This window comes from Burkholderia sp. NLJ2 (assembly GCF_049487195.1).
GTDB classification, from domain to species: Bacteria; Pseudomonadota; Gammaproteobacteria; order Burkholderiales; family Burkholderiaceae; genus Burkholderia; species Burkholderia pyrrocinia.
In genome coordinates, this window is the sequence record NZ_CP137808.1 from 1,896,286 (window position 1) to 1,913,293 (window position 17,008).

The following is a 17,008-nucleotide window of genomic DNA, read 5'->3' on the forward strand; positions in this document are numbered from 1 at the left end:
GTAACCGATTCGCCACCCCATGCAACGCGCCGGGCCCGCCGCCCGGCGCGGCGGGATACGCACGCCCGTACGCCCGAATACAACCCGAATACAACGATTCCCACTGGAGGACGACATGCAATTTCTCGACGATTCGCTGCACCCGGAAAACCAGGACAAGGTAGTCATCACGGTCGCGCCGTACGGCCCCGAATGGATGCCCGCGGATTTCCCGGAAGACATTCCGGTGACGATGGACGAGCACGTGCAGAAGGCCGTCGACTGCTACAACGCGGGCGCGACGGTGCTGCACCTGCATGTGCGCGAACTCGACGGCAAGGGCAGCAAGCGGCTGTCGAAGTTCAACGAACTGCTCGGCCGGCTGCGCGAGGCCGTGCCCGACATGATCCTGCAGGTCGGCGGCTCGATCTCGTTCGCGCCGGAAGGCGACGGCGCGGAAGCGAAATGGCTGTCCGACGACACGCGGCACATGCTCGCCGAGCTGACGCCCAAGCCCGACCAGGTGACGGTCGCGATCAACACCGTGCAGATGAACATCACCGAACTGATGAACCGTCAGGACATCGCCGGCACGTCGCTGAACGAAACCGCGTACTGGGACGCGTACCGCGAGATGACCGTGCCGGCCGGCCCCGGCTGGGTCGACGAACACCTGCGCCGCCTGCAGGCGGCCGGCATCCAGCCGCATTTCCAGCTCACCGGCATGCACGCGCTCGAAACGCTCGAACGGATCATCCGCCGCGGCGTCTATTGCGGCCCGCTGAACGTCACGTGGGTCGGCATCGGCGGCGGCTTCGACGGCCCGAATCCGTACAACTTCATGGAATTCGTGCGGCGTTGCCCGGACGGCGCGTGCATCACGCTCGAATCGCTGATGAAGAACGTGCTGCCGATCAACACGGTCGCGATGGCGCTGGGCCTGCATCCGCGCTGCGGGATCGAGGACACGATCATCGACCAGAAGGGCAACCGGATGACGTCGGTGCAGCAGGTCGAGCAGTGCGCGCGCATCGCGCGCGAACTCGGCCGCGACATCGCGACCGGCAAGGAGGCGAAGGCGATCTACCGGATCGGCGTGCAGTACGACGGCGTCGACGAAACGCTCGCACAGCTCGGGATGGCGCCGAACCGCCGGCCGGGCCAGGTGAGCGTGCCGCTGCGCGCGGCCTGACGCGCCGCGCACCCGGGCGGCCCGCGAACGCCGCCCGCCGATCGATGTGGTGCGGCACCCACCCTCGCGCAGCGCGCGAGGCAAGCTCCGCCGAACGGAGCGGGGCCGCGCAAGCCGCGCCGGCGCGTTATCGCACCGGTGCCGGAGGAGACACGCATGTTGATTCATCATGTCGAGCCGTCGCTACAGAATCTGACGGCCACCGAGCGGCGCGCGCCTGCGTATGCGTGGCTGGTGTTCGGGCTGACCGTCGGCCTGCTGCTGTCGGACTACATGTCGCGGCAGGTGCTGAACGCCGTGTTTCCGCTGCTCAAGCACGCGTGGCAGTTGTCGGACACGCAGCTCGGCTCGTTGAGCGGCGTCGTCGCGCTGCTGGTCGGCCTGCTCACGTTTCCGCTGTCGGTGCTCGCCGACCGCTTCGGGCGCGTGCGCAGCATCGTGCTGATGGCCGCGTTGTGGAGCGTCGCGACGCTCGGCTGCGCGCTGTCGACCAACTACGGCGAAATGCTCGTGGCGCGCGGCCTCGTCGGGCTCGGCGAAGCCGCGTACGGCAGCGTCGGCGTCGCGCTGATCCTCAGCATCTTTCCGGCCCGGCTGCGCGCGACGCTGACCGGCGCGTTCATGGCCGGCGGCGCGTTCGGCTCCGTGTTCGGGATGGCGCTCGGCGGGCTGGTCGGCGCACACCTCGGCTGGCGCTGGTCGTTCGGCGTGATGGCCGCGCTCGGCATCGTACTGCTCGTCGCGTATCGCTGCGCGGTGACCGAACGGCGGCTCGCCGCGTGCCGCGTCGAACCGTGCCGGCGCGATGCCGACGCACCGCGCGACCTGCGCGGCAGCGTGCGCGCGCTGATGTCGGGGCTGTTCGCGTCGCGTTCGGTGATCTGCGCGTATCTCGGCAGCGGGCTGCACCTGTTCGTGCCGGGCGCGCTGTTCGCGTGGCTGCCGAGCTACCTGAACCGCTACTACGCGATGGCGCCCGACCGCGCCGCGGTGCTCGCGGCCGGCTTCGTGCTGCTCGCGGGCGTCGGGATGGTCGGCTGCGGCATCGTCACCGACCGCGTCGGCCGCGCCGACGGTTCGCGCAAATGGCTGACCGCGATCGCCTATTGCCTGATTACGGGCGTCTGCCTCGCGGTCGCGTTCCGGCTGCCGCCCGGGCCGCTGCAGCTCGTGCTGATCTGCGCGGGCATGCTGGTCGGCGCGGGCGCGTCCGGCGCATCGGGCGCGATGGTCGCGAACCTGACGCCGGCCGCGATCCACGCATCGGCATTCGCGACGCTCACGCTCGCGAACAACCTGCTCGGCATGGCGCCGGGCCCGCTGCTGACGGGGTGGGTCGCCGATCGCGCCGGGCTCGTCGGCGCACTGCAATGGATTCCCGTCGTGCCGCTCGCGGCCGCCGTGCTGTTCGCGATCGGACGCGCGAGCTACGCGGCCGATCTCGCGCGCGCCGAACGCGAACAGCGCGCGACACACCTTTCCTGAACCCTCCCGGAGGCTGCATGACCCTGGCGACCACGCCCACCATCCTGATCGTGCCTGGCTTGCGCGATCACGTCGAAGACCACTGGCAGACGCACCTCGAACGGCGCTTGCCGAACGCACGGTCCGTCGCCCCGCTGGAAGCCGACAAACTGAGCCGCGCCGCGCGCGTCGCGGCGCTCGACGCGGCGCTGGCCGCGATCGACGGCCCCGTGATCCTCGTCGCGCATAGCGCGGGCGTGATGATCGCCGTGCACTGGGCGCAGCAGGCCACGCGCGCGATCCACGGCGCGCTGCTTGCGGCGCCGGCCGATCTCGATACGCCGATGCCCGCCGGCTATCCAACACCTGATGCGATCGACGCGCACGGCTGGACGCCCGTGCCGACTGCACGGCTGCCGTTCCCGAGCCTCGTCGCCGCGAGCCGCAACGATCCGCTCGCGCGCTTCGAGCGCATCGAGGTGCTCGCAGCGGGGTGGGGCAGCAAGCTCGTCGATCTCGGCGAGGTCGGGCACCTGAACCCCGCGTCCGGGTATGGCGAGTGGCATGACGCGGAACGGTTGATCGGCGAGGTCGTGGCGCTCGGCGCCTCCTGAACATCCGGCGCGTCCATCCGCAACGCGCCGGGCCCGATCCGGTTCCGGCGCGAACACCCGTCACCGTCGGGCCGCCGCGCTGCCCTGAACCGATTCCAATTCTCCGCTCGCTGATATACGACGTCCTAACACACCGAGCAATCGATGCCGCGACGTTCCACAAAATCGGTCAGCACGCAAATCGTCAACCGCCGGAAGGTTTTTGTCAGGGAAAGTCCCGCCCCGTGCGCCGTGGTTTTTTGTTGACCGACATCGTATAACGCCGTCATGATTTCCTGAAAAGAAAGGTCCCATCCACCGACCGAAGTGAGGAGACATGAACACAACCACGATCGCGCGCCGTGCCCGCCGGATTGCCGTGGCGTTGGGCTTCACGCTGACGGCGGCGGGGGCCGCCACAGCCGTTGCAGCGCCCGTGTCGCTGAACATCGTCGACGTCGCGGGCAACCTGCAGCTCACGCAGAAGGCCATCGAAGCGTTCAAGGACAAGAACCCGAACCTCGTATCGAACGTCACGTTCACGAATGCGCCGGCGCCGCAGTTGCCGGGCAAGATCAAGGCGATGCAGGCGGCCGGGCGCTCGGACATCGACCTCGTGCTGACGGGCACCGACGCGCTGGCCGCCGGCATCGAACAGAACCTGTGGCAGAAACTCCTGCCCGACAACGCGGCCGCGTTCCCCGGCGTGCTCGACAGGTACGCGCCCGGCCCGCGCAAGATGCAGGATCTCGCGCAGGGCTTCGGCCTCGCAGTCACCTACATGCCGGCCGGCCCGCTGCTCGAATACAACCCGGCGAAAGTCAGCGACCCGCCGAAGACACCCGACCAGTTGCTCGCGTGGTGCAAGGCGCACCCGAACAAGCTGATCTACGCGCGCCCGGCGAACTCGGGCCCCGGCCGCACGTTCCTGATGGGGCTGCCGTACGTGCTCGGCGACAAGAATCCGCAGGACCCGATCAACGGCTGGGACAAGACCTGGGCGTTCCTGAAGGCGTTGAACGACTGCGTGCCGTACTACCCGGGCGGCACGTCGGCCGTGATGAAGGAGCTCGGCGAGGGCACGCGCGACATGACCGTGACCGTCACCGGCTGGGACCTCAACCCGCGCGCGCTCGGCATCGTGCCGGCCGAGTTCAGGGTCCAGGCGTTCGACAACATGACGTGGGTCAACGACGCGCACTACATGGTGATTCCGAAGGGCGTGCCGAAGGAAAAGCTCGACGTGCTGTTCAAGCTGATGAACTTCCTGCTCGAACCGGCGCAGCAGGCGATGACCTACGACGACGGTTATTTCTATCCGGGCCCGGCGGTGAAGGGCGTGACGCTCGAGATGGCGCCCGCGCACAGCCAGGAGGTGATCCGCAAGTTCGGCCGCCCCGAATACGCGAAGCTGCTCGCGGATCGCCCGCACGTGCAGCCGCTCAACGCGCAGGCGATGGTCGCCGCGTTCCAGAAGTGGGATCGCGAGATCGGTTCGCAGAAGTCGAAGTGACGCTTGAACCGGCGGGCGCCGCGGCGCCCGCGTCCATGGAGTTCGCGTAATGAAGCACAGTTTCGAACGGCTGCGGCTCGACGGCGTGTGCCGCAGCTTCACCAATGCGGAGGGGGCGCAGGTCGCCGCGCTGGACGGGCTCGACCTCGAGATCCGGCGCGGCGAGTTCATCGCGCTGCTCGGCCCGTCGGGCTGCGGCAAGTCGACCGCGCTGAACTGCATCGCGGGGCTGCAGCCGCTCACGAGCGGCGGCATCTGGCTCGACGACACGCGCATCGACGTGCTGCCGCCCGAGCGCCGCGGCTTCGGGATGGTGTTCCAGAACTACGCGCTGTTTCCGCACATGTCGGTGCTCGACAACGTCGGCTTCGGCCTCAAGATGCGCGGCGTGCCCAAGCAGGAAACGCGGCGCCTCGCGCAGCAGGCGCTCGAACTCGTGCAGCTCGTCGGCCACGAGGGCAAGCTGCCCGGGCAACTGTCGGGCGGGCAGCAGCAGCGCGTCGCGATCGCGCGCGCGATCGTCATCGAGCCGCCGCTCGTGCTGATGGACGAGCCGCTGTCGAACCTCGACACGAAGCTGCGCATCGAGATGCGCGCGGAGATCCGCCGCATCCACACGCAGCTCGAACGCGCGACGATCTACGTGACGCACGACCAGGACGAGGCACTGTCGATGGCCGACCGCATCGTCGTGATGAAGGAGGGCGTCGTGCAGCAGGTCGCGTCGCCGAAGGACGTCTACACGCGCCCGCACAACCTGCATGTCGCGCGCTTCATGGGCTATCGCAACGTACTGCCGTTCACGCTCGAAGGGATGGCCGGCGATTACGTGAACGTCACGGCTGGCGGCGTGCGCGTCGCGGGCGTGCCGATGGCCGGCTTCGACACGAAGGACGTCGTGGTCGCGCTGCGTCCCGACGACATCGAGCGCGCGGACGACGCTGGCGACAACACGTTCGACGCGACGGTCGAAACGGTCGAGTACGGCGGCCGCGATTCGCTGATCCGCGCGGTCGCACCGTTCGGCCCGATCTGGGCGCGCGTGGCCGGCGAATTCTCGGAAGGCGAACGATTGCGGCTGCGCGTCGCGCCGTCGCGCACGCTCGTCTATCCGGGAGCGCCGGCATGAGCGGCTCGACCGCCGCGCCGTCGCGCCGGGAGGCCGCATGAGCACGCTCTCGGCCGGCACGCCGCGCGACGCGAAGGCCTGGCTCGTCACGCCCGCGCTCGCGTTCATCGTCGCGCTGTTCATCTATCCGTTCGCGTACGGCCTCGTGCTGTCGTTCCAGCCGATGAACGGCGGCGGCGCGCTCGCGAACTACGTGCAGTTCTTCACCGATACCGCGATGTGGCCGACCGTGCTCGTCACGCTGAAGCTCGCGGTGCCGGCCACGCTGATCAACGTCGGCGTCTCGGTGCCTGTCGCGTTCGCGCTGCGCCGCAATTCGCCGTATCAGAAGTTCGTCACGACGCTGCTCGTGATTCCCGTCACGCTCGGCACGGTGCTCGTCGCCGATGGGATGCTCACGTACTTCGGGCCGAACGGCTGGTTCCCGCAGGCGCTGCAGGGGCTGCACCTGTACACCGATGAAGTGCGGCTCACGCACAACTACTGGGGCGTGCTGCTGTCGCTGATCGTGTCGGGCTTTCCGTTCGCGTTCCTGCTGATGCTGTCGTACATCAGCGGCATCGACCCGACGCTCGCGCGCGCAGCGGCGACGCTCGGCGCGAACCCGTGGCAGCAGTTCCGGCAGATCTACCTGCCGCTGCTCGTGCCGGGGCTTACGATGGCCGCGTGCCTGTCGTTCGTGCAGGCGTTCTCGGTGTTCCCGTCGGCCGTGCTGCTCGGCGCGCCGGCCGGGCCGACGCGCGTGATCTCGATCGCGGCGGCCGAAGCCGCGTTCGAGAGCTACGACTATTCGCTCGCGTCGGCGATCGCGATCGTGATGGGCTTCGTGCAGTTGCTGGTGGTCGCATCGATGCTCGGCGCGCGCCGTTTCTTCTACACGGGGCCGGTGACGGGGGGCAAGGGCTGATGGCGACCGACAATCATGCCGCGCCGGCCTGGCCGCCGAAGCAGGGCGCGCCCGATGCACGGCCCGTCAACGCGAGGCGACCGCAAAAGATGAGAAGCAACCTCGCCGGCCGCGCCTGGAAGGCGCTCGTCTGGGGGCTGATGGCGTTCTTCCTGCTGAACGTGATGCTGCTGATCGCGACCGTCGCGGTGAACTCGATCGCGACACGCTGGTTCGGCACGCCGCTGCCGCAGGGCTTCACGCTGCGCTGGTATGCGAAGGCGTGGGAGGATTTCCAGCTCGCGAGCGTGCTGTGGGTGACCGTCGAGGTCGTCGGCGCGGTCGTGCTGCTGTCGATCGCGCTCGGCGTGCCGGCCGCCTATGCGCTCGCGCGCGTGCGGTTTCGCGGCAAGCGCTTCGCGCTGCTGGTGTTCCTGCTGCCGCTGATGGTGCCGCCCGTCACGTACGGGATCCCGATGGCGACCGTGATGTACAAGGTCGGGCTCGCGGGCACGCTGCCGGGTGTGATCCTCGCGAACCTGGTGCCGGCGCTGCCGTTCGTGATCCTCGTGATGACGCCGTTCATCGAGCAGATCGATCCGAATCTCGAAGCCGCCGCGCGCATCTTCGGCGCGAACACGTGGCGCTATTTCCGCTACGTGCTGCTGCCGCTGCTCGTGCCCGGCATGCTCGCGGCCGGGTTGCTCGTGCTGGTGCGCACGATCGGGATGTTCGAGCTGACGTTCTTCACCGCGGGCCCGAGCACGCAGACGCTGGTCGTCGCGCTGTATTACGCGGTGTTCTCGACCGGCGTGCGCGCGCCGCAGTCGATCGACGCGATGGCGATGATCTATATGGCCATCACGCTCGTATGGGTCGTGATCGCGCTGCAGTTCGTGAGCCCGACGCAGCTCGTCAGCCGCGTGAAGCAGGAGCGGCAGTAAGAGAGGGCGTTACACGGACGCGCCGTGCCGCCGCGCGTCCGTGCAATTGGTTACAAATGGATACCGCGAACGACCCGCGGACGTTGCAGACTACGCGGCATACCGGCCCGGCGAACGCGTTCCTGCACGTCGCCGCGCGCCACCCGACGTGTTCACCCGACAACGGATATCCATGAAGTTTCAAACGCTGCTGACACTCGGCTGTGCCTCGACGCTGCTGGCCGCCTGCAACCTGCTCCACGACGGTCCCGGATCAAGCGACGTCGACGCCGCGGTGCGCCGCGCGCTCGAAGCGGAAAACCACGGCGGCCTGAACGCGCTGTTCGGCCAGCCGCTGCCCGTGTCGGCCGATGTCGTATCGGCGAAACCGGACGGCGACTGCAAGAAGCTCGGCGATCGCACGTACTCGTGCGACGTCGTGGTCACGTGGCGCAATGCCGATTACTCGCCGTCCCGTGCGAACCTGACCTTCGTGAAGGCTGCCGACGGCTCGTGGCAGACGTCGGGGGTCGACGCAGCGCTTGCGACGGGCACCGCGAAGTCGCTGATCGACCAGATCGGCAAGGCGTGGCATGGCGACGCGGCCAGCGCAGCGTCGGCGCCGAAGTAACGCGCCGGCGGCAGGCTGTTCTCTTCCTTCCGGCGGTGCACGGTCTGTCGTTCTTGTTCGACCGGCGCTGAAGCGCGGATTAACGGAGAAAAAGGGCACGAGCGCGCGGTCTGTCATCGGTTGAGCGCATCCTCGGCATGCGGGCCGGGTTATAGGGAAAACCCTTATCTCAGGGTATAATCACCGGCTGAGAGAAAGGTCGAACCATGCCTGAACGTTTCCAAACCCTTGAAAAATTTGTGTTTTCCCTCGTCGTGATGTCCGCGGTCATGTGCTCGGCATTCCTCGCGTACGAGCGTCACCCCGAGATCAAGATCGCGCTGCACGAAGGCGAAGCGCTGATGCGCGAGAGCGCCAAGTATTCGGTCATCTGCTCGCCGTCCAAGGTCGATCCCTGCGTCGAGATGTCCGCATACTGAAATTTGCGTCGAGCGGTGCGCTGCAGCCGGACCAGACGTTTTTCATGACTCGTCCGATTCAGTTTCAGACTGGCCCTACAGCGTTGTCGGCCTGAATTCCTTAAAGTAGCGCTCATCAGGAATTCAGAAACCGGCCGCAAGATAGGGCGGATGCACGAACCCGTCACGTGCCGAGTCGCTGGCGTAAGCAGCCCCTCATTCAGTCGGCCCCGCTTCGAGCAATCGAGCGGGGCCTTTCTGTTTGCGTGCGTGAATCGATTTGCCGCTGCGGCGCGAATCACACGACATGCCGCGGCTCGCCGCCGACAAACGCGGCGACGTTGTCGACGAGCTGATCGGCCAGCGCCTGCATCGCCTCGTCGCTTGCCCACGCGACGTGCGGCGTCAGGATGAATGCCGGATGCGACAGGATCGCGTGGAACGGATGCGCGGCCGGCAGCGGCTCCTGCGTGACCACATCGAACCCCGCGCCCGCGATCTGCCCCGACTGCAATGCGTCGACCAGTGCGTTTTCGTCCACGAGCCCGCCGCGCGCGGTATTGATCAGCAGCGGCCGGCGCGCCATCCGCGCGAACGCGGCCGCATCGATCAGGTGTCGTGTCGCGGGCGTGAGCGGGCAGTGCAGCGTGATCGCGTCGCTGTCGCGCAGCAGCGTGTCGAGCGTCGCGTAATCGTCACCTGCGGCATCGCCGTGCGCCGCGAACAGCACGCGCATGTCGAGCGCACGCGCGATGCCGGCCACCGCGCGCCCGAGCACGCCGTCGCCGACGATCCCGAGCGTCGAGCCGGCCAGGTCGCGGATCGGATGGTCGAAAAAGCAGAACTGGCCGCTGTCGAGCCAGCGCCCGGCGCGCACCGCGTCCCGGTAAGCCACGAGGCTGCGACGCAGCGCGAAAATCAGCGCGAACGTATGCTCAGGCACCGTGCGGACCGCATAGCCGCGAATGTTGCTCACGACGATTCCACGCGACGCGCACGCGTCGAGATCGACGATGTCGGTGCCGGTCGCGGCGATCGCGATCATCCGCAGATGGCGCGCAGCGGCGAGTGCCGCCGCGTCGAGCCGCACCTTGTTGGTCACGACGATGTCCGCGTCGCCGATGCGCGCGGCCACCTCATGCGCGGCCGTCCGGTCGAAGGTCTGCAACACGTGCGGAAACGGGAACGGCTTCAGCACGGTTTGCGGCGACAGCGTCGCGCGATCGAGAAACACGATCGTCGCGGGAGAAGAAACGGAAAACATGGCGGGTCTCGCTGACAGTGACAGGCGCCCGGCGGGCGCGGAACGGCTTCGATTCTGCCGGCGGCGCGCACGGCGTCGTTTGACCGTTGCGCGAGCGCGCTTTCCCGGAAGGAAAGGCGGACGCACACCACGCGGGAACGAATGCAGCGATCGCGTCGACGCGCACCTTTCCGTTTCGGAAAGGCTGGTTGAGCATCGATCGATTTTCGCGGTGCGCGAACGCCGTCATGATCACTGTCATCGACAACACGATTTCATCGGAGACAGCCATGACACGCCCCCTGGACGGCATCCGCGTGCTGGAACTCGGCCAACTGATCGCCGGGCCGTTCGCGGGCCGGATGCTCGCCGAATTCGGCGCGGACGTGATCAAGGTCGAGCCGCCCGGCCTCGGCGATCCGCTGCGCAAATGGCGGCTGCTGCACGACGGCACGTCGGTCTGGTGGGCCGCGCAGTCGCGCAACAAGACCTCGCTCACGCTCGACCTGCGCACGCCCGAAGGGCAGGACGTCGTGCGCCGCCTCGTCGCCGAGACCGACGTGCTGATCGAGAACTTCCGGCCCGGCACGCTCGAAGGGTGGGGGCTCGGCTGGGACGCGCTGTCCGAGATCAATCCGGGGCTCGTGATGCTGCGCGTGTCGGGCTTCGGGCAGACCGGCCCGTACCGCGACCGTCCCGGCTTCGGCGTGATCGCCGAGGCGATGGGCGGCCTGCGGCACCTGACCGGCGAGCCCGGCCGCACGCCGGTGCGCGTCGGCATCTCGCTCGGCGATTCGCTGTCGGCGCTGCACGGCGTGATCGGCGTGCTGCTCGCGCTGCGGCATCGCGAACAGCAGGGCGGCAAGGGGCAGGTCGTCGACGTCGCGCTGTACGAATCGGTGTTCAACATGATGGAAAGCCTGCTGCCCGAATACTCGGCGTTCGGCGCGGTGCGCGAGGCGGCCGGCAGCAGCCTGCCCGGCATCGCGCCGACCAACGCGTACCGCTGCCGCGACGGCAGGTATGCGCTGATCGCCGGCAACGGCGACAGCATCTTCCGTCGGCTGATGGAGCTGATCGGCCGGCCCGATCTCGGCAACGATCCCGCGCTCGCGCACAACGACGGGCGCGTCGCGCAGGTCGAGCGCATCGATGCGGCGATCGGCGAGTGGAGCGCGCGTCACGATCTCGACGACGTGCTGGCCGCGCTGAACGAAGCGCGCATTCCGTCAGGGCGCATCTACGACGTGGCCGACATCGCAGCCGATCCGCATTACCGCGCGCGCGACATGATCGTCGACGCCGCGCTGCCCGACGGCACGCCCGTGCTCGTGCCGGGCATCGTGCCGAAACTCGGCGCGACGCCCGGGCGCATCGAGCGCGCGGCGCCCGCGCTCGGCGCGGATACCGATGCGGTGCTCGAATCGATCGGCATCGATGCGGCGACGCGCGGCGACTGGCGCACGCGCGGCGTGATCTGAACCGGCCACAGGAGACAGGAAGAAACATCATGAGCAAGCCACGCAAACGGCTCTACATCCACGAAGTCGCGACGCGCGACGGTTTCCAGAACGAAGCGGCATTCATCGATACCGACGACAAGATCGCGCTCGTCGATGCATTGAGCGCCTGCGGCTACGCGAAGATCGAAGTCACGTCGTTCACGTCGCCGAAGGCAATCCCCGCATTGCGCGACGCGGAGGCCGTGATGCACGGCATCGCGCGCGCAGCGGGCGTCGTCTATACGGTGCTCGTGCCGAACGTGCGCGGCGCCGAGCGCGCGCTGTCGTGCGGCGTCGACGAAGTGAACCTCGTGATGTCGACGAGCGAGAGCCACAACCGCGCGAACCTGCGGATGACGCGCGAGCAGTCGTTCGCGCAGTTGCGCGACGTGATCGACACGGTGCGCGGCACGGGTGTCGCGATCAACGTGTCGCTGTCGACCGCGATGGGCTGCCCGATGGAAGGCGACGTGCCGGCCGAAGCCGTGCTCGCGTGGATGCAGCGCTTCGCGGAGCTCGGCGTACATGGCTTCACGCTGTGCGATACGACCGGCATGGCGTTTCCGTCGCAGGTGCATGCGTTGGCCGAACAGGCACGCGAGCGCTTCGGCGCGCTGCAGCTCACGCTGCATTTTCACAATACGCGCGGGATGGCGCTCGCGAATACGCTCGCGGCGCTCGACGCGGGCATCGACCGCTTCGACGCATCGCTCGGCGGGCTCGGCGGCTGCCCGTACGCGCCGGGCGCGACCGGCAACGCGTGTACCGAGGAGCTCGTGCACATGCTCGAACTGGACGGCTACGATACGGGCATCGATCTCGCGGCCGTGCTCGCCGCTTCGGCACGGCTGCCCGCGCTGATCGGGCATGACGTGCCGAGCCAGATCCTGAAGGCCGGGCGCCGCTCGGATCTTCATCCGCCACCGCGCGCCGACGCCGGCGACATGCCCGCGCAACGCGCATTCTCATGAACAGGAAAACAGGAGCGAATTCCATGGCGCTGATCGATCACCTCGACCATCTCGTGCTGACCTGCGTCGATCCCGACAGGACGAAGCATTTCTACACCGAGGTGCTGCAGATGCAGCTCGAAACCTTCGGCGCCGGCCGGCTGGCGTTCCGTTTCGGCAACCAGAAGATCAACCTGCACGTGCGCGGCGCGGAGTTCGAACCGAAAGCGCATGTGCCGGTGCCCGGCGCACTCGACCTGTGCTTCATCGCGTCGGTGCCGCTCGACGACGTGATCGCGCACCTGAAGCGGGTCGAATGGCCGATCGTCGAAGGGCCCGTCGAACGCACGGGCGCGACGCAGAAGATCCGTTCTGTCTACGTGCGCGACCCCGACCTGAACCTGATCGAGATCTCCGAGTTGATCTGACCGGCGGCGGCCGGCCGGTCTCGCTGCTTCGGCACATCGATCCGCCCGGTCGCGAAAGCACAGGCACGATGCGCACACGACGTCGCGAGTCTTTCGCCGAAAGCGGACAGGCACGCGCCGCACCCGCCGAATCCGGATAGCCTGACCCGGTCGCGCTGCGGATAATGGTGCGAAGGTGTCGGTTCCGCCGTCGCCTTCGCAGCGGGCAGGGCGAACCTGCCTCGCTGATCCGCAACCCGCCCCGGACACTCCCCGAATGACGATCCTCTATCGCGGCATGGACCGCGCGGCACTCGACGCCGCCTACCTGAACACGAGAGTTGTTCCCGATTTCCCTGCATTGCTCGCATCGTGCCAGGCGCGCAGTGCGGCGCTTTACGACGCGACACCCGGCCGCCGCGACCTGCGTTACGGCGCGCAACCCGCGCAGCGCTTCGACTGGCTGCCGTGCGGGCAGCCCGACGCGCCGCTGTTCGTGTTCATTCACGGCGGCTACTGGCAACACTGCACGAAAGAGGATTTCGCGTACGCGGCGAGCGGCCCGCTCGCGCGCGGCTTCGACGTCGTGCTCGCCGAATACACACTCGCGCCGGTCGCGACGATGACCGACATCGTCGGCGAGATCGGCGCGCTGCTCGACCACCTCGCCAACGATCCCGACGGTCTCGGCACCGCGCAGCGGCCGATCCACCTGAGCGGCCATTCGGCCGGCGGCCACCTGACGGCCATGCATCGCGCGCATCCGGCCGTTGTTTCAGCGCTCGCGATCAGCCCGCTCGTCGATCTCGAACCGATCTCGCTGTGCTGCCTGAACGACAAGCTGCAGCTCACCGCGCAAGAAGTCGACGCGTACAGCCCGCTGCGCCACATCGGGCCCGGCGCGCCGACCGTCGTCGCGGTCGGCGATGCCGAACTGCCCGAACTCATCCGGCAAGCGCATGAATACGCGGCGGCGTGCGAAGCGGCCGGCGAACGGATCGCGCGCACCTGGCTGCCCGGCATGCAGCACTTCGCGGTGCTCGACGATCTCGCGAAGCCGGACGGTGCGATGCTCGCCGCGTTGCAGGCGCTCGCGCCGCGCTAGCCGCGCCGTATCGCGCCTGCATGGCCGGGCGTATGATCGGCGTCAGGCCGCCGCGATGATGGCGCGCGCCGTACGGCCTTCCCAGGACCCCCGACATGGTGAACCCGCTTCATTTCGATCTGCAGTCGCTGCGCGTGTTCGCGCTCGTCGCCGAACACGGCAGCCTGACGAAGGCGGCCGAACACGGCCAGCTCACGCTGTCCGCGGTCAGCAAGCGCATCGCCGAGCTCGAAAGCGTGACCGGTAGCGCACTGTTCGTCCGGCATGCGCGCGGCGTCGAGCTGACGCCCGCGGGCCGCGCGCTGCTCGACCATGCGGCGAAGGTGATCGAGCAGGTCAACCGGATGGCGCACGAGATGAGCGATTACGTCGCCGGCGTGCGCGGCCATATCCACGTGTGGACCAATACGTCCGCGATCGTCCAGTTCCTGCCCGCCGATCTCGCCGCGTTCCTCACCGACAACCCGGGCATCAAGGTGAGTCTCGAGGAGCGGTTGAGCCACGAGATCGTCGATGCGCTCGGGTCGGGCAAGGCCGATCTCGGCGTGTTCGCCGACAACGTGCCGGCGCCCGGCATCGAACGGCGGCTGTACCGGCGCGACGAACTCGTGCTGCTCGTACCGCGCGCGCATCGCTTCGCCGCACGCGACAGCATCCGCTTCGCGGAAACGCTCGACGAGGATTACGTCGGCCTGAGCGACGGCAGCTCGCTGCTCGCGCGCATGACCGACGCCGCATTCGCGGCCGAGCGCTCGCTGAAAGTGCGGATCCAGGTATCGAATTTCGACGGCGTGAGCCGGATGATCGAGGCCGGGCTCGGCATCGGCGTGCTGCCGCGCGATGCGGTGACCGGCGAGCGCGCGGCGCGGCTCGGTGTCGTAAAACTCGACGACGCGTGGGCGACGCGCACGCTGTGGGTCGGCGTCAAGGCCGGCACCGTGCTGACGACCGACATCGCGAAGCTGTTCGATTTCATGTCGGCGCGCTGAGTGCGCCGAAGCGGCGACGCACGGGGCACGCCTGCGTGCGCCCCGTGCCGGTCCCGGCATTACACCGGATTGATTTCGTCCTGGCTGCGCCGCGTGGTCAGCGGCCCGAGCACGCGCAGCGTGATGGCGACGATGCCGAGCGCGATCGAGATCACGCCGAACATTGCACCCGCGCCGTAGCTGCCGAGCACCGGCAACAACACGAACGGCAGTACACCGCTGACGATGCGCGACAGCGAATACGTACTGCCGATTGCCGTCGAGCGCACGCGCGCCGGGAAAATCTCGGCCTGGTACACGTGATACGCGTTGCTGAACACGTTCGACGCGCAGGTCGTCAGCAATCCGAAACCGACGATCAGCACGGTATTGCCCGAATACGCGAAGCACAGCCCGAATACGGCGATCGACAGGATCGACGCGATCACGAGCGTGCGGCGTTCGATCCAGTTGAGCAGCGGAATCGACAGCAGCGAGCCGATCGGATAACCGACGAACGACAGCGCGATGAACAGCGTGCTGTCCGTCACGTCGAAGCCGCGGCTCTTCACGACCGTGCCGGCCAGCGTGCCGAAGCCGTAGTAGCCGAAGCCCTGGAACAGGTGAAAGATCGCGAGCATCAGGTAGCGCGCGCCGTAGGGTTCGCGGCGCAGCAACGCGATGCGCTCGCCGAGGCCGAGCGGCCGTTGCGGCTCGGCCGATTCCGCGAAGTGCTCCGGCACGCGCACGCCGGTGCCTTCCGCGAAGCGCCGCAGCGCAGCGTGCGCGTCGGCGGTGCGGCCTTGCGCGAGCAGCCAGCGCGGGCTCTCCGGCAGACGGTGCTGGACGAGCAGCACGTACACGGCGCCGAGGCTGCCGATCGCGAGGATGATGCGCCAGCCGGCCACGCCGGCCACATGCAGCGGGTTCAGCCACAGCGCGAGGAAACCGACGAGCGGCACCGCGACATAGGAAGTCGTATAGGCCCATGCGGCGAGCCGCCCGCGCTTTTCCTTCGGCAGGATTTCGGACAGGAAGCTGTCGGCGACCGGATAGATCGCGCCGACGCCGATGCCCGTCAGGAAGCGGCACGCGACGAGCATGTCGGCATTCACCGAGAACGCGCCGACCAGCGAGAACGCGCTGTACCACACGAGCGTCAGCAGGAACGCCTTGCGCCGGCCGATGCGGTCGGCGAGGCTGCCGAGGCACATCGCGCCGACGAACATCCCGATGAACGCCGATGCCAGCAGCAGCTTGAAATCGGTGCTCTGCCGGCTCAGCCCGTATTCGTTCTGCAACGCTGAACCGATCGTGCTGACGAGGAAGATCTCGTACATGTCGAAGAACAGCCCGATGCCGATCACCCACACGACGAACCGGTGCAACGCACCGACCGGGAGGTCGTCCATGAAAGCGCCGAGCGTGACGCGGCGCGCGGGCAGCGCCGCCACATCGGCGCCGACGCCGGCGGATGCGGCCGGCGGTCGTGCGGACGCGGGGCCGCCCGCGTTGCCGCCCAGATCGAGGGATTGGCTGTTCATCGTGTCTCCTGATTATCGATATGCCGTGGCGCACGGCCTGGGCGTTTGCGGCCGGCATGACGCGTCCGGTCGCACGATAGGGCGGCACGCACCGCAAGGCCCGTGGAAGGGCCGGCTACGCGGGCTGCGCCGATCGTCCGACACATGGTGGGCGAATCTGCGGCACGCGATAATTGCGGATGTTTCAAGCGTCCTTTCCTGCGCAGAAAGGGTACGGAACGCACGGCGGGCGGTATGTGCGCAGCAGGGCGGTGCGGCATGCTGCGACGCGCGGTCGGACGTTGGAGTCGATGGTGCTCCCGCAACCAGGCGGGGCGGGAAAACCATGAGACCCGTTGCGTGGCCGCCAGCGCAACAGCTGCCGGCGGCCACGCTGTCGCGCTCAATCGGCCGGCACGAACGCCACCCCATGAAACACGCGAACGGGGTTACCGCGCTCCAGCGTGAAATGCTGCATCCGCCGCTGCCGGCGCGCGTCCGATGCGTGCCGGTCGATTCACTTCAGTCCCGGATTCTGCTGCGTCGCGCAAGCGCGCAGTGCCGTGACGAGCTCCGTCTTGCCCAGCTTCTCGAACAGATCG

At 68.1% G+C, this 17,008-nt stretch carries 17 protein-coding genes; 14 read left to right on the plus strand and 3 right to left on the minus strand.

The annotated features are described in order from the left end of the window. Positions 1-115: 115 nt before the first annotated feature. The 9 genes from R9B84_RS08655 (at position 116) to R9B84_RS08695 (ending at position 8,729) form a co-directional block, all read left to right on the plus strand. Complete coding sequence (locus tag R9B84_RS08655) at positions 116-1,171, plus strand: 3-keto-5-aminohexanoate cleavage protein (protein ID WP_423757657.1); 1,056 nt, start codon at positions 116-118, stop codon at positions 1,169-1,171. A gap of 156 nt (positions 1,172-1,327) precedes the next feature. Beyond that, positions 1,328-2,656 (plus strand): MFS transporter, encoded by a 1,329-nt coding sequence (locus R9B84_RS08660; protein ID WP_423757658.1) that lies wholly within the window; start codon positions 1,328-1,330, stop codon positions 2,654-2,656. A 17-nt stretch (positions 2,657-2,673) separates the two neighbouring features. Next, the gene (locus R9B84_RS08665) at positions 2,674-3,249 is read left to right on the plus strand and encodes an RBBP9/YdeN family alpha/beta hydrolase (RefSeq protein ID WP_423757659.1); all 576 of its coding nucleotides are present in this window, start codon (positions 2,674-2,676) and stop codon (positions 3,247-3,249) included. Positions 3,250-3,565: 316 nt separating this feature from the next. Then, on the plus strand, positions 3,566-4,741 hold the full coding sequence (locus R9B84_RS08670) for an ABC transporter substrate-binding protein (protein ID WP_047900689.1): 1,176 nt from the start codon (positions 3,566-3,568) through the stop codon (positions 4,739-4,741). 49 nt (positions 4,742-4,790) lie between these two features. Then, a complete protein-coding gene (locus R9B84_RS08675) occupies positions 4,791-5,870 on the plus strand; it encodes an ABC transporter ATP-binding protein (protein WP_423757660.1) in 1,080 nt (359 codons plus the stop codon). A 37-nt stretch (positions 5,871-5,907) separates the two neighbouring features. Beyond that, positions 5,908-6,777, plus strand: coding sequence for an ABC transporter permease (locus R9B84_RS08680; RefSeq protein ID WP_423757661.1), 870 nt, complete (start codon positions 5,908-5,910; stop codon positions 6,775-6,777). Beyond that, positions 6,777-7,700: an ABC transporter permease gene (locus R9B84_RS08685; RefSeq protein ID WP_423757662.1), complete on the plus strand. Its 924-nt coding sequence runs from the start codon at positions 6,777-6,779 to the stop codon at positions 7,698-7,700. The genes R9B84_RS08680 and R9B84_RS08685 overlap by 1 nt, the downstream gene beginning before the upstream one ends. A 172-nt stretch (positions 7,701-7,872) precedes the next feature. Beyond that, positions 7,873-8,310, plus strand: a complete 438-nt coding sequence (locus R9B84_RS08690; protein WP_174418945.1) for a hypothetical protein — start codon at positions 7,873-7,875, stop codon at positions 8,308-8,310. 206 nt (positions 8,311-8,516) lie between these two features. Next, on the plus strand, positions 8,517-8,729 hold the full coding sequence (locus R9B84_RS08695) for a hypothetical protein (RefSeq protein WP_047900698.1): 213 nt from the start codon (positions 8,517-8,519) through the stop codon (positions 8,727-8,729). A gap of 277 nt (positions 8,730-9,006) precedes the next feature. Here R9B84_RS08695 and R9B84_RS08700 read toward each other — a convergent pair whose 3' ends face one another. Further along, the gene (locus R9B84_RS08700) at positions 9,007-9,942 is read right to left on the minus strand and encodes a D-2-hydroxyacid dehydrogenase (RefSeq protein WP_423759981.1); all 936 of its coding nucleotides are present in this window, start codon (positions 9,940-9,942) and stop codon (positions 9,007-9,009) included. After that, on the minus strand, positions 9,845-10,243 hold the full coding sequence (locus R9B84_RS08705) for a hypothetical protein (RefSeq protein WP_423757663.1): 399 nt from the start codon (positions 10,241-10,243) through the stop codon (positions 9,845-9,847). The genes R9B84_RS08700 and R9B84_RS08705 overlap by 98 nt, the downstream gene beginning before the upstream one ends. Between R9B84_RS08705 and R9B84_RS08710 the strand changes: the two genes are divergently transcribed. The 5 genes from R9B84_RS08710 (at position 10,242) to R9B84_RS08730 (ending at position 14,904) form a co-directional block, all read left to right on the plus strand. Then, complete coding sequence (locus tag R9B84_RS08710) at positions 10,242-11,432, plus strand: CaiB/BaiF CoA transferase family protein (protein ID WP_423757664.1); 1,191 nt, start codon at positions 10,242-10,244, stop codon at positions 11,430-11,432. The two genes, R9B84_RS08705 and R9B84_RS08710, sit on opposite strands and share 2 nt — an antisense overlap. Before the next feature lie 29 nt (positions 11,433-11,461). Beyond that, positions 11,462-12,424: a hydroxymethylglutaryl-CoA lyase gene (locus R9B84_RS08715; RefSeq protein ID WP_423757665.1), complete on the plus strand. Its 963-nt coding sequence runs from the start codon at positions 11,462-11,464 to the stop codon at positions 12,422-12,424. A gap of 23 nt (positions 12,425-12,447) precedes the next feature. Continuing rightward, on the plus strand, positions 12,448-12,831 hold the full coding sequence (locus R9B84_RS08720; protein WP_034184203.1) for a VOC family protein: 384 nt from the start codon (positions 12,448-12,450) through the stop codon (positions 12,829-12,831). 256 nt (positions 12,832-13,087) lie between these two features. After that, positions 13,088-13,915: an alpha/beta hydrolase gene (locus R9B84_RS08725; protein WP_423757666.1), complete on the plus strand. Its 828-nt coding sequence runs from the start codon at positions 13,088-13,090 to the stop codon at positions 13,913-13,915. A gap of 95 nt (positions 13,916-14,010) precedes the next feature. Beyond that, positions 14,011-14,904, plus strand: coding sequence for a LysR family transcriptional regulator (locus R9B84_RS08730; RefSeq protein WP_047900702.1), 894 nt, complete (start codon positions 14,011-14,013; stop codon positions 14,902-14,904). Positions 14,905-14,963: 59 nt separating this feature from the next. Here R9B84_RS08730 and R9B84_RS08735 read toward each other — a convergent pair whose 3' ends face one another. Continuing rightward, positions 14,964-16,427 carry an MFS transporter gene (locus R9B84_RS08735; protein ID WP_423757667.1) on the minus strand — a complete coding sequence of 488 codons (1,464 nt, stop codon included), beginning with the start codon at positions 16,425-16,427 and terminating at the stop codon, positions 14,964-14,966. Between the last annotated feature and the right edge of the window lie 581 nt (positions 16,428-17,008).